The following is a 21,892-nucleotide window of genomic DNA, read 5'->3' on the forward strand; positions in this document are numbered from 1 at the left end:
GCCCTTCCGTGACGGCGCAGCTCATGAAATCCCGGACCCGAGTCAATCATCCCCCCGCGGTCCGGCTTCCGGACGATAACCGGCCGCTCGTCGCTCCGATCTACCAGTCGGTGAAGTTCACGTTCGACGACGTCGAACAGTCGCAGCTGCAATCACGCGGCGAGCGCGACGGCTTCCAGTACTCGCGCGTTTCCAATCCGACGCTGAGGCAGCTCGAACTGACCCTTGCAGAGCTGCAGGGCAGGGAAGCGTGCTTGCTGACTGCGTCAGGCATCGCCGGCGTGAGCGTGGCGTTGCTGTCGCTGTGTCGCCAGGGCGATCACGTCGTGTTGTTCGCCGAGTCGTACCAGCCGAGCCGCACCGTCGTGCGCCGTCTGCTTGCCCGCTACGGCGTGCGCCACACGGTTCTGTCGATCGACGACATGGACGCATTCGAGTCCGTCGTCTCGAGTACGCCTACGCGCGTCGTACTGTTCGAGTCTCCGACCAACCCGGTTTTGAAGGTGGCGGACATCTCGCGGATCACTGCGGCGGCACGCAAGCACGGCGCACTGACGCTGCTCGACAATACGTTCGCGGGATTTCACAACCACGGACAGTTCGACATCGACATCTTCGTCCACAGCCTGACGAAGTACGCGTCCGGCCACGGCGATGTCATGGGCGGCGCCGTGATCGCGAGCAAGGCGATCATCGATTCGATGAAATCGGATGCCATCGTGATCGGGGCGACGCTCGACCCGCACACGGCGTTCATGATCCAGCGGGGCCTCAAGACCTACTTCCTGCGATACGAGCGCGCCTGCGCGAACGCCGCGGTGATCGCGAAATTCCTGGAAGGTCACCCGGCCGTAGCAAGAGTTTCGTACCCCGGCCTCGAATCGCATCCGCAACGCGCACTGGCTGTCGCGCAGACGCACGATTTCGGCACGATCGTGACATTCGAATTGCGCGACGGTGCGGTCGATCCTGCTGTCTTCTCGAAGGCGCTCAAGTTGTTCGCCATCTCAGCGAGTCTCGGGTCCACTGAATCGCTGATTCAGCCGGGACAGCTCATGCTCCCGCGCGACCTGAATCCCCAGGAGCGCACATGGGCCGCTGTGGCGAACACGACGATGCGTTTGTCCATCGGCATCGAAGACGCGGACGATCTCATCGAAGATCTGCGGACGGCGCTCGGCGGCTGAGCCTGGCCTTGCAATCTCCGCGGCGGTTCCCCATCTCTTCCTGATACAACAAGGGAGTGCGGGCGATGCCCGAACCATGGGTCGTGCTGGTGCTGGTCGCGGACGTGATCGTCGGGATCGCGATCTGGCGTTATTTGCGATCGAGACGGTCGTCACGAAAGCGTCCGGTCGGCGCGGGATTCGGATGGGCATTGCTCTTTCTCAGCTCCGGCAGGATGCCGCCTCCACCGCCGCAATCGCAGATCGAACAGGAAGCCGGAGAGCGCAAGAATCGCGGGATCTCCGAGCGCGATCCCTGATGGCATGAGTGCAATGCAGGGTCAGGAACATTGACCGCGGTGACGGGTTGACCTGTAGCCCTCGAAGATTCGCAACCCCAGAATTTGTAACCAGAGGACCTGCCTTGATCCGGCTGATTGGTATCGACGTCGACGGCACGCTGGTGGGGTCTTCGGGTTCCGTGAATCCATCGGTATGGGCAGCCGCGGAGAGGGCGCGTGCCGCCGGCATTCACCTCGCCCTGTGTTCTGGACGTCCCGCGTTCGGTATCTCCACCGAGTTCGCGAGCAAGCTCGATCCGGCCGGTTGGCATGTCTTTCAGAACGGCGCGAGCATCGTCGATTTCAGGACCGGCAGCTCACGTTCGACGGCATTGCCGCCGGGCACGGTCGATTTGCTCGTGAGCGTGGCCCGGCGAACCCAGGCCATCCTGGAGCTGTACAGCGACCGCGAGTATGCGAGCGAGAGCCCATCGGAATGGGCAAGGCAGCACGCGGCGCTGCTGGGCGTTCCGTTCGAGATCCGTCGCTTCGAATCGCTTCCCGGTCCGATCGTCCGCGGGCAATGGTTGCTGCCGAAAGGCGAAGCCGACGCCTTCATGTCGCAATCGCATTCGGGCCTCGAGCTGGCGACTTCGACATCACCGCTGATGCCCGACACGGCCTTTGTCGGAATCACGGCAGCCGGCGTCAGCAAGGGCAGCGCGATGCAGACCATCGCGGCCCAATACGGTGTCGACATGCGCGACGTGATGTACGTCGGCGACGCTGACAACGATCTCTCGGCACTGAAAGTGGCGGGGCATCCGATTGCGATGGCGAATGCTTCACCCGCCGCACTGAGGGCAGCGAGCCGCACGGTGGGTCACGTCGATGAGGGCGGACTTGCTCAGGCGCTGGAAATGGCGATCGCGAGCGCACGGAGATGAGGGTGCGCTTCCGGCCACAATAGATCACCGCTTCGCCCGCTTCAGATTCGCCGCCACCGCGTTCAGTCCGCCGAGCGCGAACGTCACCATGTGATCGACGAGTGTTTCGGGGTCCGCGTTCATGGATGGAAACACCTGCTTCTGCCACTGCGGATCGGTAATGAGCAGGAATCCGCACGGCCCGATGATGCTGACGGTGCAGCGGCTCACCGCAGGATGACTGGCCGGCACTCCCAGTACTCCAGCGATCATCGTGCTGACGAGTTTCAGCTTCGGCTGGATCTGGTTCGCGATCATGCGATCCATCATGGGCGTAGGCGCGAGGACTTCGCGGCTCAGCACACGCAGTTCCCATCGGCCTTCATCGCGTTTCGCGATTTCGCCCACGACCTGGCGCAGCAGCGTCCGCAGCTTCTCGGCGGGCTCGGCATCGCTCTGCGTGGCCTTCGTGACCAGGTCGATACTGACGAGCCGGGCGTGCGCTTCTTCCAGGACTGCGGCGTAGAGGCCATCCTTGCCGCCGAAGTGATAGTTCACGGCGGCGATGTTGGCGCCGGCGCGCTCGCAGATCTCCTTGCTCGTCGCCCGCGAATAGCCTTGTTCGGCAAAAACCTGCCCCGCGACTTCCAGCAACTGCTGGCGTGTCTGTGCTCCATCTTCCCGCGCAGGCGTCTTTGCGACGGACTTCGCCGCCTTGCTGCGCGCGGCTGTTTCGGTTTTCCGCAAACGGCTCATTCGCGATCCAGTTGTAATTCAAATTTGATTTTGAATAAACTCTCACCGAGTTGCAAGTCCGCAGGATTCCCCCGGTGAACAAGAAAGCCATCCCCGTCGCGATCGTTGGGCTGCTCGCGCTCGGTCTGATTGCCTACTGGATTTTTGGCCGCGACGATGCCTCCGGCCTAGTCGTCCTGCACGGCAATGTCGACCTGCGACAGGTGGATCTGCCGTTCAACGACGCGGAGCGCATCGCGGAAGTGCTGGTGGAAGAGGGCTCCATCGTCAAAGCAGGTCAGGTGCTCGCGCGCCTCGACACGGGCCGGCTTCTTCCCCGCGTGCAGCAAGCGCAAGCGCGCGCAGCCGCTCAGGCTGAGCTGTTGAGGAAGTTGCGCAATGGCGCACGCCCCGAGGAGATCGCCCAGGCTCGCGCAGCGGTGAATGCTGCGGAAGCGGAGGCGGCCAACGCACGCAGCCAGTTCGACCGATTGCGCGGAATCAGTGACGAATCGAAAGGCCGCGCCGTCAGCCCACAGGATCTCGAAGCCGGGGCGACCGCTGCGCGTATGAGTGAAGCCCAGGCTGAGAATGCCCGCAAGGCGCTCGAGCTCACGCTGGCCGGCCCGCGCAAGGAAGACATCGACCAGGCGAAAGCACAGCTCGATGCGGCGGAAGCCGATCTCGCGTTGTTGAAGCGGCAGCTTGCGGATGCCGAACTGGTTTCTCCCACCGACGGCGTCGTGCGCAACCGATTGATGGAGCCCGGCGAGCTTGCGACGCCGCAACGCCCCGTCTTCTCCATCGCGATCACGCATCCGAAGTGGGTCCGTGCCTACGCATCGGAAGTCGATCTCAGCCGTATCAAAGTCGGTGCGCCGGCAACCATCACCACTGACGGCACTGCAGGCTCGCCGTTGCAGGGAACGGTCGGCTTCATCTCGTCCAGCGCGGAGTTCACGCCGAAGACAGTGCAGACCGAAGAGCTGCGCACGAGCCTCGTGTATGAAGTGCGGGTGTTCGTCCAGGACGAGGAAGACCGTCTGAGGCTCGGAATGCCGGCGAGCGTGACCATCGATCCTTCGGCACCGGTGCAGGCACCGGCTCAGGCCCAGGCAGGCGGCGCGACATGACTGTGACCGGCGGTGTTGCAATCGTCGGAAGCGGACTGGTCAAGCGGTTCGCCCGCGACAAGAAGGAGTCTATTACGGCGCTCGACGGCGTCTCGTTCGAAGCGCGTCACGGCGAGCTGACTGCGCTCGTTGGTCCCGACGGCGCCGGAAAGACGACGCTGCTGCGACTTGTCGCGGGACTGATGCGCACAGACGAGGGAACGCTCCGCGTCCTCGACCTCGACGCGGCCACGCAGCCGCAGGAGATACAGAATCGCATCAGCTACATGCCGCAGCGCTTCGGCCTCTACGAAGACCTGAGCGTGCAGGAGAATCTCGATCTCTACGCGGACCTGCACGGCGTGAGCGTCGAGCAGCGCCAGGAGCGCTATCCGCGCCTGATGGAGATGACCGCCCTGGCACCGTTTCGAGAACGGCTGGCGGGAAAATTGTCGGGCGGCATGAAGCAGAAGCTCGGACTCGCCTGCACGCTTGTGCGTTCGCCCGATCTGCTGCTGCTCGATGAGCCGACGGTAGGTGTGGATCCATTGTCGCGTCGCGAGCTGTGGGAGATCGTCAGCAGCCTCGTGGAGAACGAGGGGCTGTCTGTCGTCGTCAGCACTTCCTACATGGATGAAGCCGAGCGTTGTGCGCACGTTGTCGTGTTGCACGAAGGCAAAGTGCTTGCGGACGGTGTTCCGTCCAGCATCAGCTCGAGAGCCCGCGGACACTCGTTCATTGCAACGTCGACGCAAAACGAATCCGCGAGAGCGCTGCAGGCACGCCTGATCGATCGCGAAGACGTAATCGATGCTGTACCCCAAGGCGGAAGGGTCCGCGCAGTCCTGCGAGCTGAAAGCGCGCAATCGATTCCCGAGGCGACCTTCGAGCCCGCCGAGCCGACACTGGAGGACGGGCTCATGTTGCTGCTGCGACAGCAGACGAATGCGAAGCCCGCTGCCGGGGCAGCAATCGAGCTTGCGGATAAGCCCGCGCCGGATCGAGAGCAAGTAGTCATCGAGACGCACGATGTCGTGCGCAAGTTCGGCGACTTCACGGCGGTGAATCGCACCAGCTTCGAGGTGAGGCGCGGCGAGGTGTTCGGGCTTCTCGGGCCGAACGGTGCAGGCAAGACAACGACTTTCCGCATGTTGTGCGGATTGCTCCCCGCGACGAGCGGTACATTGCTGGTGGCTGGCGCGGATTTGCGCACGGCACGCGCGGAGGCGCGCCAGAACATTGGCTATGTCGCGCAGAAGTTCTCGCTCTATGGCGACATCACTGTTCGCGAGAACCTCGACTTCTTCGCCGGTGCGTATGGTCTGCGGGGAGCGCGTGCGAACGAGCGCATCGACTGGGCCATGGACAATTTCGAGCTGAGCAATCGTGCCGGTGCAGCGACCGGGAAGCTGCCCGGCGGCTTCCAGCGACGGCTGGCGATGGCTGCCGCGCTGCTGCATGAGCCGCAGATCGTCTTCCTCGATGAGCCGACGAGCGGCGCCGATCCGCTCGCCCGGCGCGAGTTCTGGCGTCGGATCAGTTCGCTTGCCGATCACGGGACGACGATCGTCGTCACCACGCACTTCATGGAAGAGGCCGAGTACTGCGACCGGATCATGATCCAGGACGCGGGCACGATGCTCGCGATCGGCACTCCCGACGAGGTGCGGCAGCAAGCCGCCGACGAGTCTCATCCGGTGGCGACGATGGAGGAAGCCTTCATCGCCATCGTCGAGAAGTCACGCGACCAGGTGCGTGCGAAGGATGCTGCGTGAGCGGCGCCGCTGTACAGGCACCTCTTTCATGGCGGCGCCTGAAGGCGCTCGTCACGAAGGAGACGCGCCAGCTCGTTCGCGACAAGAGCAACCTGATGGTGGGCCTGTTCCTGCCCGTCGTGCTGATCCTGATCTTCGGCTATGGATTGTCGTTCGATGTGAAGAATGCGCCCGTGGCCATCGTCACGGAGGACACATCTCCGGCGGCGCAGGATGTCGTGGCCGGCTTCTATCTCTCGCCATACTTCTCCGCGATTCCTCTGACTTCGATGCAGACCGCGCGGGAACTGATGCTGAAGCGAGAAGTCGATGCGATCGTGTACCTGCAATCGGATTTCTCCCGTCAGCTTGCCGCGGGTCACGCGACGGTTCAGGTGCTCGTTCATGGGGTCGATGCGAATCGTGCCCGCGTGTTGCAGGCGTTCGCCCAGGGCGCGATCGGCCAATGGGCAGTGAAGCGAGCAGCAGCCGGTCAGAGCGGGTCGGCGCCGCCGATCACGCTGCAGACACGATTGTGGTTCAACGAAGCGAACAACAGTACGCACTTCCTCGTGCCGGGCCTGATCGTGCTCATCATGACGTTGAACGGGGCGTTGCTGACTTCGCTGGTCATGGCGAGGGAATGGGAGCGCGGCACGCTCGAGTCGCTGTTCGTCACCCCCGTCAATACGAACGAGATCATCATCGCCAAGCTCGTGCCGTACTTCGTGGTCGGCCTCGCGGGACTCACGATGTGTCTGCTCGCGGGGAAGTTCCTGTTCCACGTTCCGATCCGCGGCTCCCTGCTGCTCATCATCTTCATCTCGATGGTGTACCTGCTCGTCTCGCTGAGCCTCGGATTGCTGATCTCGGCCGCGACGAAGAACCAGTTCCTGGCCAGCCAGATCGCGCTCGTCGTCAGCTTCCTGCCGGCATTGATGCTGTCGGGGTTCATCTTCGATCTGAACAGCGTTCCCGCCGTCGTGCGAGGGATCAGCCGCGTGCTCCCGCCGACGTACTACGTGGAGGCGCTGCAGACGCTGTTCCTGGCCGGTGATGTGAGCGGTCTGCTCATCAAGGACTGCGCCGTGCTCGTCACGGCGGCGGTCGTGCTGATCGCCCTGACTCGGCGCAACACGCGCAAGGTGCTCGGATGAACGCGACGCTGCATCGCATCCTCATCCTGATCCGCAAGGAACTGATCGCGGTGCTCAAGGACCCGCGCAGCCGGATCGTGCTGGTTCTGCCGATCGTGCTGCAGTCGCTGCTGTTCGGATACGCCGCGACGTTCGATCTGGACAAGGTGGCCTATGCGTTGCTCGACGCTGATCGCAGCGGCGCGTCGAGCGACTTCATGGCGCGGCTCGACGGTTCCGGTGTATTCCATCGCGTCATGAATCTGAACAGTGCGAGCGAGATCGGCGACGCGATCAGTCGCAAGCGCGCTCTGCTCGTCGTTCACATTCCTTCCGACTTCGAGCGGCGGATCCTGTCGGGACAGGGCGCTACCGTGCAGGCGATCACCGATGGCCGCAACTCCAATACGGGCGGCACAGCGGCGGCCTACGTCAGTGCAGCCGTCGAGCGGTTCAACGCCGACTGGAGGCAAAGCCACGACGGGCTGCGATCGCCTCTCACGATCGAAACCCGTGCCTGGTACAACGCCAACCTCGAGACCCGCTGGAACATGATCCCGAGCCTGATTGCGGCGCTGAGCATGTTGCAGGTCCTGATGCTCACCGCTTTGTCGGTAGCGCGGGAGCGTGAGCAAGGAACGTTCGATCAGCTGCTCGTGACGCCGCTGCGCCCGACCGAGATCATGGTCGGGAAGGCCGTGCCCTCGATTCTCATCGGGTTGGTCCAGTCGTCGATCATCCTGCTGCTGGCGCTGTTCTGGTTCCGCATTCCCTTCCAGGGATCACTCGCAACGCTGTATCTCGGCCTGATCCTCTTCATGTCCGCCGCCGTCGGCATCGGGCTGGCGCTCTCCGCGTTCTCGGCGACGATGCAGCAGGCGATGCTGTACACGTTCGTGCTCCTGATGCCGATGATGCTGCTGTCGGGCCTGACTTCGGCGATCAGCAACATGCCGACGGCGATGCAGTACATCACGCTGGCAAATCCCCTGCGTTACGCGATCGAGATGGTGCAGCGAATCTATCTCGAGGGTGCGGGCGTCACGCTCCTCTTCAACGACATGTGGCCTCTCGTCGTGATCGCGTCGATCACGCTGCCGACGGCCGTCTGGCTGTTCCGGCACCGGCTGGTGTAGGTGTTCCATGAAAAGCAGATTCTTGTTGATCGCCGTCGGCGCGCTGATGCTTACTGCGTGTGCGCTTGGCCCGGACTACAAAGCGCCGGAAGACGCGATGCCGGAGCAATGGCGGTCCGCGGGCGACGCGCTGTCGTCGCAGGACGTCGACGCGCAATGGTGGAAGCAGTTCAACGATCCAGCACTGAACGACCTCGTCGATCGTGCGCTGCAGAACAATCCCGATATCACGATCGCTGGCCTTCGCCTCGCACAGAGCAGGGCGCAACGAGGTGCGGCAGCCGGCGCGCGTTGGCCAAGTGTGAATGCGGGCGCCTTGTACGACCGGGAGCGCCAGAGCGAGAACGGTGTCAGCACTCGCGTCATCAACCTGATCGTGCCGCCCGCGCAGCGTGACGAGATCATCTCCGTCCTGAGCGAGCCGTTCAGTGTTTATCAGGCCGGCTTCGACGCAGCGTGGGAACTCGACCTGTGGGGCCGGGTGCGGCGTTCGGTGGAGTCGGCGGATGCGACACTCCAGGCCAGCGGTGAGAACCTGCATGACGCGCAGTTGTCGCTGACGGCCGAGGTCGTCCGTACCTACCTCGAACTGCGGGGTGTGCAGGAGCAGTTGCGTATCGCGAATGCTGATGTCGTTGCGAGCGCCGATCTGGTCGAGCTGACGACGTATCGAGTCAAGGGCGGCATTGTCGATGAGCTGGATCTGTCGACCCAGCGCGCACGCCTGTCGCAGACGCGTTCCAGCATTCCGCAGCTCCAGCAGCAGCAGACGCAGATCATCAGCGCGCTCGGCTTGTTGTTGAATGTTCAGCCGGGCGTTCTCGATACCCAGCTCGCGAATCAGGTGGAGGGGTTTCAGATGCCGCGGACGATCGCCGGCGGCGTTCCCTCGGAAGTCGCCCGACGCCGGCCCGACATTCGGCGAGCGGAGGCCCAGTTGCATGCGGCAACGGCGGAGATCGGCGTTGCCGTTGCCGACCTCTACCCGCGGATCACGTTGACGGGAAGCTTCGTGCAGCAATCGCTCGATGCTTCAGATCTGACGGAGTGGGGCTCGCGCCAGTGGTCCATCGGTCCGAGCATCAGCCTGCCGATCTTCGACGGTTCGCGACGTCGCTCGGTGGTCGAGATTCGAAAACTGCAGCAGCAGGAAGCCGCGGTGAACTACCAGCGCACCGTCCTGCACGCTTGGCATGAGATCGAGAATGCCCTGAGTGCCTACGAAGCCGAGCGTCGGCGCAACCAGGAGCTTGGAGAAACGTTGTCGGCGAGCCGGGATGCGTATGACATCGCGCACGTACGATACAACCACGGCCTGGTGAACTATCTCGTCGAACTCGATGCACACCGGACGCTGCTCCAGGCGGAGCGCGCCTATTCCGAAAGCAACACCCAGGTCGCGACCCAGCTCGTTGCGATCTACAAGGCGCTCGGCGGTGGATGGAGCGACGTTCAGTAGCTGAGTCGTCGCCTGTACTTCGGTACAAGTCCGGTTTCGCGCGCTTCTGCCGTTGTCATTCACGAGAGCATTCGCTCTCCTGGATCACATCGAGGAGAAGATCATGTCGAGATTCGAGTTCGCATTGCCGAGGGCACGCGCGTTGATGGCAGTCGCAGTGTTGGGGGCGGGATTGGCGCTGAGCGGCACTGCCGCAGCGGCGCCGCCAGCGACAGTGACAGGCAGCTGGAGCATTCTGATCGATCAGAACTACACCACGCTCGACATCACGAATCAGGGTGGCGGAGGTGGGCCGGGCGGCAGCACATGCCGCGTGATCCTCGGGTATCTCGGCATTGCTCCGATCACGGGCTACTACTGTCCGCCGACAGGCGAGCTCCACTTCCTGCACAACAACGTATCGACGGGAGCGACGGTGCGGACGTTCTCAGGCAGTGTGACGGCGGCAACAGGCGTTGCTCCCGCGCACATGGCAGGAACGTTCAAGGTCGTGAACGTCGCGTTCGGACCGTACGGCGAGTATCCCTTCTCGGCGTCGAAGTGAGCGGGCTTACTTTCTGAACAGCCAGAGCAGCAGCGAAAGCACGACGCTCGCGATGAGCATCGTCGTCACCGGCAGGAAGAACCGAAAGCCCGGCCGGTCGACGACGATGTCGCCAGGCAACCGGCCGATCGGCAGTTTCGAGAGCCACGGCCACAGCAATCCGATCAAGATGATGATCGAGCCCAGGATAATAAGAGTGCGGCGCATTCGGGCGTAGTTTACATAAAGACCACGGATTCCCCTGTCAACCGCCGGCCCCGACCCGCGTTGAACTCACCATCGATTCAACGACGCCGCGCCAGCGGCAGCAGGAGGAGTCCGATGAAAGGTCCGATGACAATGACGGTGGTTGCCGCACTGCTGTTGACCGCAACAGTCGCCGATGCAGGCACCCGCGATCCCGGTGTTAACGCACGTCAGCAGAATCAGCGCGCAAGAATCCATCAGGGCGTGCGCTCGGGCGAGCTCACACGACGTGAAACGCGACATGTCGCCGAGAGTCAGCGCGACATTCGGCAGCTCGAGCGTGCCTACAAATCCGACGGCACGCTGACGGGCGCCGAGCGCCGCGACCTGCACCATGAGCAGAACCAGGCAAGTCGCGAGATCTATCATCAGAAGCATGATGCGCAGGATCGCCCGGCCACACCGCCGGCGGTTCGCGATCCTGGCGTGAATCAGCGTCAGGGCAATCAGACCGCCCGCATCGCGCAGGGCGTGAAGACCGGCGCATTGACGCAGGACGAAGCGCAGGAACTGCGCACCGAACGCCGCGACATCCGCGAACTGGAACAGGGTTACAAGTCAGACGGCACGCTGACGAAGGACGAGCGCGTCGATCTCCACCAGCAGCTGAATCAGCAGAGCAGGGAGATATACGAGGAGAAGCATGATTGAAGAAGTTGGCTGGCCTGCCGGCGATTGGCCGGCTGGCCGGTCGCTCGTCATTCCCGCGAAGGCGGGAATCCATCTTCTCTCAAGGCATGGATTCCCGCTTCCGCGGGAATGACAGAGGTCCCATTCTGGCCAGCAGCCAGCCTCCCTCCTCACACGCTGCTGAACACCCTCACCCTGTGCCTGTGATACGGCAGCACCTCCATCACATCCCCTTCCGCGATTCGCTGCTGGATGCCGCGCCACCAGTCGGCGGTGAGGATTTCGCCGTGCACTTTCAGGAAGACGGCCTTGAGGTGCGGGTCGAAGCCGAGGAACTGCATGAACGTCTCGGGGAAGACGTCGTTGTCGTTGACGTGATACCAGGCTTCGGCGCGCATCTCGTCTTCGTCGTGCGCGGCCTGGGGGATGTCGCGGAAACGGCAATCGCTGATGGCGCAGAGTTCGTCGTAGTCGTAGAAGATCACGCGGCCGTGGCGGGTCACGCCGAAGTTCTTCAGCAGCAGGTCGCCCGCGAAGATGTTGGTGACAGCGAGATCGCGGATGCACTGGCCGTAGTCGAGCACGGCGCGTTCGGCTTCTTCGCGTGAGGCGTTGCGGATGTAAAGGTTGAGCGGCGTCATGCGCCGCTCGATATAGATGTGATCGATGACGATCTCACCGTCTTCGAAATGCACGGTGTTCGCCGCCTCGTTGCGCAGCTCCTCGATCAGCGCATCGGCGAACCGGGCGCGGGGGAATTTCAGGCGCTTGAATTCCTGGGCATCGACGAGCCGGCCGGCGCGATCGTGCTTGAAGACCATCTCGTACTTCTGGAGCACTTCTTCGCGCAGCACATTCTTCGGATAGGCAAAGCGGTCGCGAATGATCTTGAACACGACGTCGTATGACGGCAGCGTGAAGCAGATCATCACGAGCCCCTTGTCGCCGGGCGCGTGCATGAACTGATCGGTGCTCTGCTGCAGGTGCCGGAACAGCTCGCGATAGCGTTCCGTCTTGCCCTGCTTGGCGCGGCCGAGCACGGTGTAGAGCTCGCTGATGGGCTTGCGCGGCAGGATCGTTTTGAGGAAGACCACGGCTTGCCCGACATGCGGCAGATCCGCATGAAAGTACGAGCGCGTGAAACTGAAAAGAATGCTGACGCTGCTCTCGTCCATCATCACGGCGTCGATCAGCACGCCGCTTTCGGAATTCTTGAAACTCAGCACGAAGGGCAGCCGCCATCCCTTGCCTGAAATTCGACCGACGATGTACGCGCGCGTCATCTGATAGAACGGCACGCGGATCAGTTCGATCTTCTCGACTTCCAGCGGCGGTCGTGCCGCATCCGAGTCCGCTTCGCATTGCGCACGGACTTCGTTCGTGATGATCCGCACACTGCGGTCGAAGTCGAGATACGGCGTTCGAAAGCGGAAGTCAGCCAGGATCTCCTCGAACAGCAGTTCGAGCGAGCCACGATTCACATAGACGTTCGTGTCGATCTGGTGACGGATCTCGCTGATCGGGTCGAGATCCAGCGCGACGAACTCGACGGCGGCATCGACGCCGACAGTGCCGAAGGTCTGGCGTGTGACGGAATTGAAGAACGTCTTGTCGAACTCGCGATCGGGGAAGGCCTCGATCAGTTCAGTGAAGCGTCGCTTGACGCTCGCCCAAAGCGATCGCTCCGCGACATCCTCTCCGAGCCGCGTGAGCATGTGCGATACCGCGCGGCTGATGCATTTCTCGTAGAGCTCGATGCGTTCGACCGCATCGCGCTGGCTCCCACGCCAATCCCGTGCTTCGAAACGCTGCGGCGCCCGCCGCGTGATCGCCCTGAACTCCGCGTTGTAGTTCGCGAACGCTTCCACCAGCGTCGCGGCGCATTCTTCGACGAGGGCGTCGCGGGGGAGGGGGGGAATTGCTGCGGACATGGGGCGAAGGGTAGTGGAGGCGGCTGGCTACTGGCTACTGGCCAGAATCGTGGCCTGAATCCCTGTGGGTCCGACTTCAGTCGGACGTCAGCGCGGGAGCGCCTCCGGCGTAACGTCCGGCTAAAGCCGGACCCACAATCAGACTGAGGCCACCAGAAACGAATCGGGGCGCTTTCGCGCCCCGATCTGGCTAGCTGCTAGTGGCTAGCAGGCTACTCTGGCTTCGCAATCACAGATTGCGAATCAACGCATCGCCAAACTCGCTGCACTTCACTTCCTTCGCGCCTTCCATGAGGCGGGCGAAGTCGTAGGTCACGGTCTTCTGGCCGATGGCCTTGTCCATGGCGCTGATGATGGCGTCGGCGGCTTCGGTCCAGCCCATGTAACGCAGCATCATTTCGCCTGACAGGATCACCGAACCCGGGTTCACCTTGTCGAGGTTCGCGTACTTCGGCGCAGTGCCGTGAGTCGCTTCGAACACAGCGTGGCCGGTGACGTAGTTGATGTTGCCGCCCGGTGCGATGCCGATGCCGCCGACCTGCGCAGCGAGCGCATCCGACAGGTAGTCGCCGTTGAGGTTCATCGTCGCGATGACATCGAACTCTTCGGGACGCGTCAGCACCTGCTGCAGCGTGATGTCGGCAATCGCATCCTTGATGATGATCTTGCCGGCCTTCTTCGCTGCATCCTGCTCTTCGTTCGCGGCCTTCTCGCCCTTCGCGGCCTTGGTGCGTTCCCACTGATCCCAGGTGTAGACCTTGTCCGCGAATTCCTTCTCGGCGAGCGCGTAGGCCCAGTTACGGAAGGCGCCTTCCGTGAACTTCATGATGTTGCCCTTGTGCACGATCGTCACGCTCTTGCGCTTGTTGACGATCGCGTACTCGACGGTCGCACGGAACAGGCGCTCGGTGCCTTCCTGCGACACGGCCTTGATGCCGATGCCCGAGGTGTTCGGGAAGCGGATCTTGGCGAACTGCTTCGGGAACGCGGCCTTGAAGGCGTCGAGGAACTTCTGGTTGTCCGGCGTGCCGGCTTCGAATTCGATGCCGGCGTAAATGTCTTCGGTGTTTTCGCGGAAGATCACCATGTCGACCTTGTCCGGCGAACGCACCGGCGAAGGCACGCCCTTGAACCAGCGCACCGGGCGCAGGCAGACGTACAGGTCGAGCATCTGGCGCAGCGCGACGTTCAGCGAGCGGATGCCGCCGCCGATCGGAGTGGTGAGCGGTCCCTTGATCGACACGAGATAGTCGCGGCAGGCCTGCACGGTTTCATCCGGCAGCCAGGTGTTGAACAGGTCGTTCGACTTCTGGCCGGCGTAAACCTCCATCCAGTGGATCTTGCGCTTGCCGCCGTAGGCCTTCGCGACCGCTGCATCGAGCACGCGAACCGACGCGCGCCAGATATCCGGGCCCGTGCCGTCGCCTTCGATGAACGGGATGATGGGTTGATCCGGAACGCTGAGCTTGCCGTCCTGAATCGTGATCTTCTGGCCCTGTGCGGGCACGTTGAGCTTGACCGCTGTCGACATCGACACAACTCCGATGAATCTTGAGGGAAAGGCTGAAACGGGGGATTTTCGAGGGGCGGGATGATAGCAGATGGCCAGCGGACCGGCCCGACGGCAGCGAGCAGGAACCTTGAGCGTTTTCCGGTTGGTCGTCGTCTGGCTAGCCGGCTAGCAGGCTAGCCAGCTAGCCCGATTAGAACCCCACCGTCGCCCGTACCCCCTCCGCGTCATTCTCCAGCCGTATCCCCCACCTGTACCTCTCGCAGATCCTCCTCACGAGGTACAGCCCCATCCCATGGCCTCCTGGATGCGTGGTGAAATGCCGGGCAGCCGCTTGCGGCAGGTCCGCGTGGGGTAGTGCACCAGCATTGGACACGATCAGCTCCCGGTCCTTCATGACGCACCGGACCTCGTCGGCCGTGCCATGTTGCAGGGCATTGCGGACGATATTGCCGATCAGCATGGCCACCATGCTTTCCGGGGCCGGGACCCGTACCGGATGCTGCATATCGACATGGATCGAGATTTTCTTTCCGGCGGTGACGGAACGCAGGTCGTCGACGACTCGGACGAGGAGCTGCTGCACTTCGCAGGCCGCTTCTGCCCGGGTCGCGGCGTGTTCCTCTCGCGACAGCATGAGCAGGGCGTCGGTGAATTCCGTCATCTCGCGCACAGCTCGCTGAATGCGCGCCAATGCGCTCGCGGTCGAAGGACGATCCGCCATCTGCGCTTCGAGCAACTCGACGGCGCCGCGAATCACCGCAAGCGGCGTCCGCAACTCGTGGCTCGCTGTCGATGTGAAGGACTGTTCGCGCTCGACGAACCCGTCGAGCCGTTCCATGTAGCTGTCGATCGATCGTGCAATCGGTTCGAGCTCGTTGCCCGCGAACTCCGCACCGATGCGCACGTGACGCTGAACGGGATCGATGGCCGTCAATCGATCGGCCAGTGTGTTGATGGGCTCGACGAGGCGGCGTGAAATTCCGAACGCGGCCCAGCCCGCCATGGCGACGATGCCGACTACGCCCAGCGCGATGATCAGGACCGCGATCAGTTCCTGTCGAGCGTGCGTGGTCACGTCGTACGTGATGTACAGGCGGCCGAAATCCCCGTCGCGAACGAGCACATCGAGCACTCGTCCCGCCGAACGGACGCGATGCATTTCGCCGGGGCGCAGCGTCGCGATGCGGCGCGGCAGCTCCGCGAAATCGCTCGAGCGATAGATGCTCAGGCGCGCCGATCGCAGCGGCTCGGCGCCACGATCGATTCGCATGCGCTGCTCGTAGTGCGTGAGCTCTTCGGAGAGCAAGTCGTACGTGACGTTGCGCTTCAGGCGCTCGTCGGCGAGCACGGCCCATGCCGCAAGCACGATGCCCGCGACTGCGACAAGCGCGAGCATGGTGCCCGCGATGCGCGACCGCAGGCTGAGTCCGGCCAGCCATTGATCGGCCTTACGGACGAATGGGATCCGGCGAAAGTCGATAGCCCGTGCCATGTATCGTATGAAGCAGCTTGACCGGGAAATTCTTGTCGATCGCCGCACGCAGAGCGTGCATGTGAGCCCGCAGGAAATCGCCTTCGGGTGCGCGATCGCCCCACAGCTCGTGCTCGAGCTCGGCACGCGTGACGACGCGGCCGGCGTTCTGCATCAGCACTGCGAGGATGCGGCGCGTCGTGGGATTGAGCTTGATCTTCTCGCCTGCGCGCTCGGCTTCGAGCGTGTTCAGGTCGAACTTCAGATCGCCGACGACGAGGACGCGAGGCGCGTCCGGCGGACTCGCGCGCCGGACGAGCGCCTTGAGGCGCGCATCCAGCTCGATGAGTGAGAACGGTTTGACCAGGTAGTCATCCGCGCCTGCTTCGAATCCCTCGACCTTGTCGGTCAGCAGGTCTTTCGCGGTGAGCATGAGGATCGGCACGCGAGTGTGGCCGGCCTGTCGCAGATTCCGGCACACGGAGATGCCATCCATGCCGGGCAGCATCAGGTCCAGCACGATCGCGTCGTAAGGACGCGTGCGCGCGAGATCGAGACCGGCAAGGCCATCGGCTGCGTGCTCGACCGTGTCGCCGCGCGCAGCGAAGTATTCCGCGATATTCGCGGCGATGTCCTTGTGGTCCTCGATCAGCAAGAGCTGCATGAGCGTTCGATCCGATGTGTCATCTGGCGGTCACATTCTAGGTCCAACCGACCGGGAGGAAGGAGGAGAAGATTCTCCACGGGGTTCACGGGGATCCATGGGGCGGACGAAATACGGTTCTCGCCCCGTGGTTCCCTGTGTTCCCCCGTGGAAAATCCTCTCCGTTTCCTGCACTGGGTCACAAATCACAGAAAGGTCATATACCTGCAAATCGACTGCAGCACATCCCGACGAGACTGAGCACGCTACCGAAGGACGAGGGGACTGCTATGGCCTCCGCAAGAGCAACCGAACTGTTCCGGCGCGTCGATGCGATCGAGTACAACTGGTGTCTGCGGCTGAACCGCGGCTGCAGCCGTCCGTATGTTCGCGATGTGTTCGCGGCGGTGAGCCGCCTCGGCGACGGCGTGTTCTGGTACACGCTCGTTCTCTCGCTGCCGTTCATCTACGGACAGGAAGCCCTGCTGCCTGTGCTGCGGATGGCTATCGTCGGCTTCACCGGCCTCGCGCTCTACAAGTATCTCAAGTCGCGTCTCGTGCGTGAGCGTCCGTATATTTCGCTCGCGGGTATCGTTCCGGGAACGCGGGCGCTTGATCGCTACAGCTTCCCTTCCGGCCATACGCTGCACGCGGTGAGCTTCACGGTGCTCATCACTGCCAGCTATCCCGAGCTGGCAATGCTCTGCGTTCCGTTCGCGATGCTCGTTGCGATGTCGCGCGTCGTTCTTGGCCTTCACTATCCGAGCGATGTGGCTGCAGGCGCGATCATCGGCGCGACCCTCGCCGGTGCGAGCATGGTGGTGATGCCGATCTGATTTCTGTGTGGGCCCGGGCTCTTGCTGTGGGTCCGACTAAAGTCGGACCCACAGGCCGCAGCTCCCCTGGTTATCCGTGGCCAACCCGCCGCGCGTGTGATTGACTCGTCCGCTGCCAAATCGCGGGCGAGGTTTCCATGCGCATCACCGACCTTCCCTTCGGGACCACCGACTGGTCCCAGATCGAGTCCACTCAGCATCCGGGTGAGCGCGGCGTGGCGCACTGGCGGACCCGCCAGTTCGGCGCCATTCGTGTGCGAATGGTCGAATACTCTCCCGGCTACTTTGCCGACCACTGGTGCCGCAAAGGGCACATCCTCCTGTGCCTCGAGGGCGAGCTTCATACCGAGCTCGATGACGGGCGCGGCTTCACGTTGCGTCCCGGCATGAGTTATCAGGTGGCGGATGAGGCAGAAGCCCATCGATCGTCTACATCCTCTGGGGCAAAGCTCTTCATCGTCGACTGAACCCTGGGCTCCGACAGCCATCCGGGCGGGGACGGGCTACACTGCCTGAAACAAGCCTGTCATCCGGAGCCGCCATGTGCAGGAACATCAAGACCCTGTTCAATTTCGAGCCACCGGCCACGGAGGAGGAGATCCGGGCGGCCTCGCTGCAGTTCGTCCGCAAGCTCAGCGGCTTCACCAAGCCGTCAAAGGCCAATGAAGAGTCGTTCAACCAGGCGATCGAAGAGGTCACCGCGGCGGCCGGGAAGCTGATCGCGTCGCTCGTGACGACAGCCGAACCGCGCGATCGCGAGGTCGAGGCCGCGCGTGCGCGTGCGAGATCGATCGCCCGCTTTGCGCCATAGACGTTCGCAAGCCGACATAGGGGGCAGTCATGTCGTTCGGCAACACCTATTCCACGCTGGCCAAGAAAGCCGCCCGGTTGTCCGGCAGGCCCGCGACATTTGCGCTGGCGTTGCTGGTCATCATCGTCTGGGCCGTTACGGGCCCGATCTTCAAGTTCAGCGATACCTGGCAGCTGGTCATCAATACCGGCACCACCATCGTCACCTTCCTGATGGTCTTCCTGATTCAGAACACCCAGAACCGCGACACCGAGGCGATGCAGCTGAAGCTCGATGAGCTGATCCGCGCCACGCAAGGTGCGCACAACGCGCTGCTCGATCTCGAAGAACTCGACGAAAAGACGCTGGAAGCCTTCCGCGTTCGTTACGAGGCGCTCGCGAATTCCGCGCGTGGCGCCATCGCGAAGGGCGGCCTCGACACCGACACACCGGAAAGCTGAGAGACGATACTGATGCGCGATCGCGTACTCATCGGGCTGGTTGGCGACCGCAGCGACGCTGTCGTTGCGCACAAGGCGATTCCCATTGCGCTGCGTCTCGCGGGCGAGGCGGTCGGAGTCGATGCGGCGTTCGAATGGCTGCCGACGGAGACGATCATCAGTGCCGATCCGCTGCGGCGTTTCGATGGGCTGTGGTGCGTACCGGGAAGCCCCTATCGGAACATGGATGGCGCACTGCTCGCGATCCGGTATGCGCGCTCGAAGCCGATTCCTTTTCTGGGATCGTGCGGCGGCTTTCAGCATGCCGTGGTCGAGTACGCGCGCAACGTTCTGGGCTGGGTCGATGCGGATCACGCGGAAACCGCGCCCGATTCACCTCGCGCTGTCATTGCACCGCTGACTTGTTCACTCGTTGAAGTCAGCGGTTCCGTGCGCTTCGTTCCGGGATCACGGACCGCTCAGGCGTACGGCGCGAGCGAGGCCCATGAAGGCTATCACTGCAGCTATGGCATCAATCCGGAGTTCGCGCAGGCCATCGCGAGCGGGCCGCTCAAAGTCGCGGCACGTGATGACGCTGGAGATATCCGAGCTGTCGAGTTGGACGATCATCCGTTCTTCGTCGCGAGTCTCTTCCAGTCCGAACGCGCGGCTCTGAAAGATGTGACTCCGCCGCTGGTCGTTGCGTTCGTGCGCGCGTGCGCGAAGTGAGCCCTATGGAATTCGTAGCCTGTACCTTCGACGCCCACGCGACGCCGATCCTCGAGATCCTGAATGACGCCATCGTCAACTCGACTGCGCTGTACGACTACAAGCCGCGGACGATCGACAACATGGTCTCGTGGTTCGCAGCGAAGGACGTCGGTCGCTTCCCCGTGATCGGCGCAGTCGACCAACGGGGCACACTGATGGGGTTCGCCAGCTATGGCACGTTCCGAGCCTGGCCCGCTTACAAGTACAGCGTCGAGCATTCGATTTACATCCATGCGTCGCATCGCGGACAAGGGCTTGGATTCAAGCTGATGCAGAAACTGATCGAGGCGGCGACGGCGCAGAACTATCACGTGATGGTTGGCGGCATCGATGTGACGAACGCATCGAGCATCGCACTGCATGAACGGCTTGGCTTCACGCACGCGGGCACGATCCGTGAAGCCGGCTTCAAGTTCGGCCGCTGGCTCGATCTCGCGTTCTATCAGAAAACCCTGGCGACGCCGGCGATTCCCGTCGACGGATAGGCGGTGTCGCGGTTCCGCTGAGCTGGAGGCAGTCATGGCAACGATCGAAGAGACGAATGTCACTGTGGTTCGCGACTACCTCGCCGCGCTGGGCAACGGCGCAGCGGGCGATGCGCTCGGACGCTTCTTCTCACGCGACGCACGTCAGATCGAATTGCCGAATCGTCTCAATCCCAAAGGCGGGGAGAGCGATCTCGCGACCCTCCTGAAAAGAGCCGAGCAGGGCAAGACGCTCTTGCGACAGCAGCACTTCGACATCCGTTCCGTCGTGGCCCAGGGCAGCCACGTCGCTGTCGAGGCCGTGTGGACCGCGACGCTCGCAACGCCGCTGGCGACATTGCCCGCCGGAGCCGCGATGAAAGCGTACTTCGCGATGTTCTTCGAGATCGAAGGCGGCCGGATCGCCGTTCAGCGCAACTACGATTGCTTCGAGTCCTGGTAGGGAACTTCGGCCCGCGTCCGGGGACTAAACAGGGGCCTGCATCCGCGGGCCAGCTCCGGGGACGACCTCGCGGCTGATCTCTCAAGGGGACGACCCCGCATTCGCGGTGCGACATGTCCCCCACAATCTCCTGGTTTCTGCTCATTCTCGCGGGTCTCTTCGAAGTGGCCTGGGCCGTCGGGCTCAAGTACACCGAGGGCTTTACGCGGCTGTGGCCGAGCGTCGGCACGGTTGCCGCGATGATCGTTAGCCTTGCGTTGCTCGGTGTCGCCATGAAGTCGTTGCCGATGAGCACGGCCTACGCCGTCTGGGTCGGCGTCGGCGCCGTAGGGACGGCTGCAATCGGCATCGCGCTGCTCGGCGATGCGGCGAGCCCTCCGCGACTCCTCAGTATCGGCCTGATCATGGCCGGAATCGTCGGGCTCAAGCTCTCGCAATAGCTTTCGGCGCGATTGTCGCGGCGGTAGAGTGTTCGCATGAAGACTCAAGGCCGCGACAGCCCCGAGACCCGCAGGACGCGAACGTTCCTCGCAGCGATCGGCGGCGTGCTGGTCGCGATAGCGCTGTGGTTCGGCGCTGCCGACCCGGGGCGCGACTACGCGGTATCGATCTGCGCTTTGCTCGGCGGAGCTTTCATCTGGGCCGCACGGTTTGCGCCGGATCGTTGGGTCAAGCGATGCGAGACGTTGCTGACGGAGCGGTCATGAGCGTCACTCGGATATTCCTTGGGGCGACCGTTATCGCAGCTTCGCTCGGGCATGCTGACGACGCTCCGAAGGTTTCTCCCGCCGCGACGCCGGCCGCCGCCGGCTTCGTCAGCATTCAGGCCCTCGTGCCGGATATTCGTCTCGATATCCGGTACGCGACCAGCGCGAACTTCGTCGGTGCACGCGTCGACGGCTACGAAGCTCCGCGATGCTTTCTGCTCGAGCCCGTTGCGGAAGCGTTGCAACGGGTCGAGCTTGCCCTGCGGGCAGAACAGTTCCGTCTGCGGATCTTCGACTGCTATCGGCCCGTCCGCGCCGTAGGTCATTTCGTGCGCTGGGCCGGCGACCTCGATGACCAGCGCACGAAGCCGCTGTTCTATCCGGCGCTCGACAAGAGCAAGCTGCTCGGCGACTACATCGCAGCCACATCCGGTCACAGCCGCGGCGCGACCATCGATCTCACGCTCATGCGATGTGAGTCGAGCGGCCAGTGCGCGAGTCTCGACATGGGCACGGAGTTCGATTTCTTCGATGCCCTCGCCAACACCGAGTCGCCGGAGATCACGCCGCGGCAAAGGGAGAATCGCCAGCGCCTGCGCGCCGCCATGGAGAAAGAGGGGTTCCGGAACTACGCCATGGAATGGTGGCACTACACGTTCCAGCCCGAACCGTCGAAAGACGTCGCGTACGACTTCCCGGTGAAATAGACCGCAGCCGGATCGGCTCGCACGCGGCTAC

At 63.1% G+C, this 21,892-nt stretch carries 26 protein-coding genes; 20 read left to right on the forward strand and 6 right to left on the reverse strand.

Features of this window, described 5'->3' with window-relative positions; translation table 11 throughout:
* Window positions 1–23: 23 nt before the first annotated feature.
* The 3 genes from HNQ60_RS17895 (at window position 24) to HNQ60_RS17905 (ending at window position 2,394) form a co-directional block, all read left to right on the forward strand.
* Window positions 24–1,187, forward strand: a complete 1,164-nt coding sequence (locus HNQ60_RS17895; RefSeq protein WP_184334134.1) for a trans-sulfuration enzyme family protein — start codon at window positions 24–26, stop codon at window positions 1,185–1,187.
* Between the two features lie 65 nt (window positions 1,188–1,252).
* Window positions 1,253–1,486 carry a hypothetical protein gene (locus HNQ60_RS17900; RefSeq protein WP_184334135.1) on the forward strand — a complete coding sequence of 78 codons (234 nt, stop codon included), beginning with the start codon at window positions 1,253–1,255 and terminating at the stop codon, window positions 1,484–1,486.
* 104 nt (window positions 1,487–1,590) lie between these two features.
* On the forward strand, window positions 1,591–2,394 hold the full coding sequence (locus tag HNQ60_RS17905) for a Cof-type HAD-IIB family hydrolase (protein WP_184334136.1): 804 nt from the start codon (window positions 1,591–1,593) through the stop codon (window positions 2,392–2,394).
* 24 nt (window positions 2,395–2,418) lie between these two features.
* Here HNQ60_RS17905 and HNQ60_RS17910 read toward each other — a convergent pair whose 3' ends face one another.
* Window positions 2,419–3,129, reverse strand: coding sequence for a TetR/AcrR family transcriptional regulator (locus HNQ60_RS17910; protein ID WP_184334137.1), 711 nt, complete (start codon window positions 3,127–3,129; stop codon window positions 2,419–2,421).
* 74 nt (window positions 3,130–3,203) lie between these two features.
* Here HNQ60_RS17910 and HNQ60_RS17915 point away from each other — a divergent pair, with 74 nt between their 5' ends.
* The 6 genes from HNQ60_RS17915 (at window position 3,204) to HNQ60_RS17940 (ending at window position 10,249) form a co-directional block, all read left to right on the forward strand.
* Complete coding sequence (locus HNQ60_RS17915) at window positions 3,204–4,241, forward strand: HlyD family efflux transporter periplasmic adaptor subunit (protein WP_184334138.1); 1,038 nt, start codon at window positions 3,204–3,206, stop codon at window positions 4,239–4,241.
* On the forward strand, window positions 4,238–5,995 hold the full coding sequence (locus HNQ60_RS17920; RefSeq protein ID WP_184334139.1) for an ATP-binding cassette domain-containing protein: 1,758 nt from the start codon (window positions 4,238–4,240) through the stop codon (window positions 5,993–5,995). The genes HNQ60_RS17915 and HNQ60_RS17920 overlap by 4 nt, the downstream gene beginning before the upstream one ends.
* A complete protein-coding gene (locus HNQ60_RS17925; RefSeq protein ID WP_184334140.1) occupies window positions 5,992–7,131 on the forward strand; it encodes an ABC transporter permease in 1,140 nt (379 codons plus the stop codon). The genes HNQ60_RS17920 and HNQ60_RS17925 overlap by 4 nt, the downstream gene beginning before the upstream one ends.
* Window positions 7,128–8,246 (forward strand): ABC transporter permease, encoded by a 1,119-nt coding sequence (locus HNQ60_RS17930; RefSeq protein WP_184334141.1) that lies wholly within the window; start codon window positions 7,128–7,130, stop codon window positions 8,244–8,246. The genes HNQ60_RS17925 and HNQ60_RS17930 overlap by 4 nt, the downstream gene beginning before the upstream one ends.
* 7 nt (window positions 8,247–8,253) lie before the next feature.
* Window positions 8,254–9,705, forward strand: coding sequence for an efflux transporter outer membrane subunit (locus HNQ60_RS17935; protein ID WP_184334142.1), 1,452 nt, complete (start codon window positions 8,254–8,256; stop codon window positions 9,703–9,705).
* A 103-nt stretch (window positions 9,706–9,808) separates the two neighbouring features.
* Window positions 9,809–10,249 carry a hypothetical protein gene (locus HNQ60_RS17940; protein ID WP_184334143.1) on the forward strand — a complete coding sequence of 147 codons (441 nt, stop codon included), beginning with the start codon at window positions 9,809–9,811 and terminating at the stop codon, window positions 10,247–10,249.
* Between the two features lie 6 nt (window positions 10,250–10,255).
* Here the strand turns inward: HNQ60_RS17940 and HNQ60_RS17945 are convergent, their stop codons facing one another.
* Entirely contained in the window at window positions 10,256–10,456 is a 201-nt protein-coding gene (locus HNQ60_RS17945) for a DUF2905 domain-containing protein (RefSeq protein ID WP_184334144.1), read from the reverse strand.
* Between the two features lie 114 nt (window positions 10,457–10,570).
* On the opposite strand from HNQ60_RS17945, the gene HNQ60_RS17950 reads away from it, so the two are divergent.
* Window positions 10,571–11,146, forward strand: a complete 576-nt coding sequence (locus HNQ60_RS17950) for a hypothetical protein (RefSeq protein WP_184334145.1) — start codon at window positions 10,571–10,573, stop codon at window positions 11,144–11,146.
* A 149-nt stretch (window positions 11,147–11,295) separates the two neighbouring features.
* Here the strand turns inward: HNQ60_RS17950 and aceK are convergent, their stop codons facing one another.
* From aceK to HNQ60_RS17970, 4 genes are all read right to left on the reverse strand, one after another.
* Window positions 11,296–13,056, reverse strand: coding sequence for a bifunctional isocitrate dehydrogenase kinase/phosphatase (aceK, locus tag HNQ60_RS17955; protein ID WP_184334146.1), 1,761 nt, complete (start codon window positions 13,054–13,056; stop codon window positions 11,296–11,298).
* A gap of 229 nt (window positions 13,057–13,285) precedes the next feature.
* Entirely contained in the window at window positions 13,286–14,587 is a 1,302-nt protein-coding gene (gene icd, locus HNQ60_RS17960; protein ID WP_184334147.1) for an NADP-dependent isocitrate dehydrogenase, read from the reverse strand.
* Window positions 14,588–14,759: 172 nt separating this feature from the next.
* Window positions 14,760–16,061, reverse strand: coding sequence for a sensor histidine kinase (locus HNQ60_RS17965; RefSeq protein WP_184334148.1), 1,302 nt, complete (start codon window positions 16,059–16,061; stop codon window positions 14,760–14,762).
* Window positions 16,018–16,704 carry a response regulator transcription factor gene (locus HNQ60_RS17970; protein WP_184334149.1) on the reverse strand — a complete coding sequence of 229 codons (687 nt, stop codon included), beginning with the start codon at window positions 16,702–16,704 and terminating at the stop codon, window positions 16,018–16,020. Before HNQ60_RS17970 ends, HNQ60_RS17965 begins: the two co-directional genes overlap by 44 nt.
* A gap of 269 nt (window positions 16,705–16,973) precedes the next feature.
* Between HNQ60_RS17970 and HNQ60_RS17975 the strand changes: the two genes are divergently transcribed.
* From HNQ60_RS17975 to HNQ60_RS18020, 10 genes are all read left to right on the forward strand, one after another.
* Window positions 16,974–17,519 (forward strand): phosphatase PAP2 family protein, encoded by a 546-nt coding sequence (locus HNQ60_RS17975; protein WP_184334150.1) that lies wholly within the window; start codon window positions 16,974–16,976, stop codon window positions 17,517–17,519.
* A 137-nt stretch (window positions 17,520–17,656) separates the two neighbouring features.
* Entirely contained in the window at window positions 17,657–17,986 is a 330-nt protein-coding gene (locus tag HNQ60_RS17980; protein ID WP_184334151.1) for a DHCW motif cupin fold protein, read from the forward strand.
* Between the two features lie 74 nt (window positions 17,987–18,060).
* Window positions 18,061–18,330, forward strand: a complete 270-nt coding sequence (locus HNQ60_RS17985; RefSeq protein WP_184334152.1) for a DUF2277 domain-containing protein — start codon at window positions 18,061–18,063, stop codon at window positions 18,328–18,330.
* Between the two features lie 29 nt (window positions 18,331–18,359).
* Window positions 18,360–18,770, forward strand: a complete 411-nt coding sequence (locus HNQ60_RS17990) for a low affinity iron permease family protein (protein ID WP_184334153.1) — start codon at window positions 18,360–18,362, stop codon at window positions 18,768–18,770.
* A 12-nt stretch (window positions 18,771–18,782) separates the two neighbouring features.
* Window positions 18,783–19,478, forward strand: a complete 696-nt coding sequence (locus HNQ60_RS17995) for a CTP synthase C-terminal region-related (seleno)protein (RefSeq protein WP_184334154.1) — start codon at window positions 18,783–18,785, stop codon at window positions 19,476–19,478.
* Between the two features lie 5 nt (window positions 19,479–19,483).
* Entirely contained in the window at window positions 19,484–20,005 is a 522-nt protein-coding gene (locus tag HNQ60_RS18000; RefSeq protein ID WP_184334155.1) for a GNAT family N-acetyltransferase, read from the forward strand.
* A 34-nt stretch (window positions 20,006–20,039) separates the two neighbouring features.
* Window positions 20,040–20,447: a nuclear transport factor 2 family protein gene (locus tag HNQ60_RS18005; protein WP_184334156.1), complete on the forward strand. Its 408-nt coding sequence runs from the start codon at window positions 20,040–20,042 to the stop codon at window positions 20,445–20,447.
* 113 nt (window positions 20,448–20,560) lie between these two features.
* Window positions 20,561–20,887, forward strand: coding sequence for a quaternary ammonium compound efflux SMR transporter SugE (gene sugE / locus HNQ60_RS18010; RefSeq protein ID WP_221304272.1), 327 nt, complete (start codon window positions 20,561–20,563; stop codon window positions 20,885–20,887).
* A gap of 36 nt (window positions 20,888–20,923) precedes the next feature.
* Window positions 20,924–21,154 carry a hypothetical protein gene (locus tag HNQ60_RS18015; protein ID WP_184334157.1) on the forward strand — a complete coding sequence of 77 codons (231 nt, stop codon included), beginning with the start codon at window positions 20,924–20,926 and terminating at the stop codon, window positions 21,152–21,154.
* Window positions 21,151–21,861 (forward strand): M15 family metallopeptidase, encoded by a 711-nt coding sequence (locus tag HNQ60_RS18020; RefSeq protein ID WP_221304273.1) that lies wholly within the window; start codon window positions 21,151–21,153, stop codon window positions 21,859–21,861. Before HNQ60_RS18015 ends, HNQ60_RS18020 begins: the two co-directional genes overlap by 4 nt.
* Window positions 21,862–21,892 lie beyond the last annotated feature (31 nt).

This window comes from Povalibacter uvarum (assembly GCF_014202975.1).
Taxonomy (GTDB): Bacteria; Pseudomonadota; Gammaproteobacteria; order Steroidobacterales; family Steroidobacteraceae; genus Steroidobacter; species Steroidobacter uvarum.

Bases quoted from the DNA above. Each gene is read 5' to 3' on its own strand.
- HNQ60_RS17895 (WP_184334134.1), top strand. From the start codon at position 24: ATGAAATCCCGGACCCGAGTCAATCATCCCCCCGCGGTCCGGCTTCCG.
- HNQ60_RS17900 (WP_184334135.1), top strand. From the start codon at position 1,253: ATGCCCGAACCATGGGTCGTGCTGGTGCTGGTCGCGGACGTGATCGTC.
- HNQ60_RS17910 (WP_184334137.1), bottom strand. From the start codon at position 3,129: ATGAGCCGTTTGCGGAAAACCGAAACAGCCGCGCGCAGCAAGGCGGCG.
- HNQ60_RS17920 (WP_184334139.1), top strand. From the start codon at position 4,238: ATGACTGTGACCGGCGGTGTTGCAATCGTCGGAAGCGGACTGGTCAAG.
- HNQ60_RS17930 (WP_184334141.1), top strand. From the start codon at position 7,128: ATGAACGCGACGCTGCATCGCATCCTCATCCTGATCCGCAAGGAACTG.
- HNQ60_RS17935 (WP_184334142.1), top strand. From the start codon at position 8,254: ATGAAAAGCAGATTCTTGTTGATCGCCGTCGGCGCGCTGATGCTTACT.
- HNQ60_RS17940 (WP_184334143.1), top strand. From the start codon at position 9,809: ATGTCGAGATTCGAGTTCGCATTGCCGAGGGCACGCGCGTTGATGGCA.
- HNQ60_RS17945 (WP_184334144.1), bottom strand. From the start codon at position 10,456: ATGCGCCGCACTCTTATTATCCTGGGCTCGATCATCATCTTGATCGGA.
- HNQ60_RS17950 (WP_184334145.1), top strand. From the start codon at position 10,571: ATGAAAGGTCCGATGACAATGACGGTGGTTGCCGCACTGCTGTTGACC.
- aceK (WP_184334146.1), bottom strand. From the start codon at position 13,056: ATGTCCGCAGCAATTCCCCCCCTCCCCCGCGACGCCCTCGTCGAAGAA.
- icd (WP_184334147.1), bottom strand. From the start codon at position 14,587: ATGTCGACAGCGGTCAAGCTCAACGTGCCCGCACAGGGCCAGAAGATC.
- HNQ60_RS17965 (WP_184334148.1), bottom strand. From the start codon at position 16,061: ATGGCACGGGCTATCGACTTTCGCCGGATCCCATTCGTCCGTAAGGCC.
- HNQ60_RS17970 (WP_184334149.1), bottom strand. From the start codon at position 16,704: ATGCAGCTCTTGCTGATCGAGGACCACAAGGACATCGCCGCGAATATC.
- HNQ60_RS17975 (WP_184334150.1), top strand. From the start codon at position 16,974: ATGGCCTCCGCAAGAGCAACCGAACTGTTCCGGCGCGTCGATGCGATC.
- HNQ60_RS17980 (WP_184334151.1), top strand. From the start codon at position 17,657: ATGCGCATCACCGACCTTCCCTTCGGGACCACCGACTGGTCCCAGATC.
- HNQ60_RS17985 (WP_184334152.1), top strand. From the start codon at position 18,061: ATGTGCAGGAACATCAAGACCCTGTTCAATTTCGAGCCACCGGCCACG.
- HNQ60_RS17990 (WP_184334153.1), top strand. From the start codon at position 18,360: ATGTCGTTCGGCAACACCTATTCCACGCTGGCCAAGAAAGCCGCCCGG.
- HNQ60_RS17995 (WP_184334154.1), top strand. From the start codon at position 18,783: ATGCGCGATCGCGTACTCATCGGGCTGGTTGGCGACCGCAGCGACGCT.
- HNQ60_RS18000 (WP_184334155.1), top strand. From the start codon at position 19,484: ATGGAATTCGTAGCCTGTACCTTCGACGCCCACGCGACGCCGATCCTC.
- HNQ60_RS18005 (WP_184334156.1), top strand. From the start codon at position 20,040: ATGGCAACGATCGAAGAGACGAATGTCACTGTGGTTCGCGACTACCTC.
- sugE (WP_221304272.1), top strand. From the start codon at position 20,561: ATGTCCCCCACAATCTCCTGGTTTCTGCTCATTCTCGCGGGTCTCTTC.
- HNQ60_RS18015 (WP_184334157.1), top strand. From the start codon at position 20,924: ATGAAGACTCAAGGCCGCGACAGCCCCGAGACCCGCAGGACGCGAACG.
- HNQ60_RS18020 (WP_221304273.1), top strand. From the start codon at position 21,151: ATGAGCGTCACTCGGATATTCCTTGGGGCGACCGTTATCGCAGCTTCG.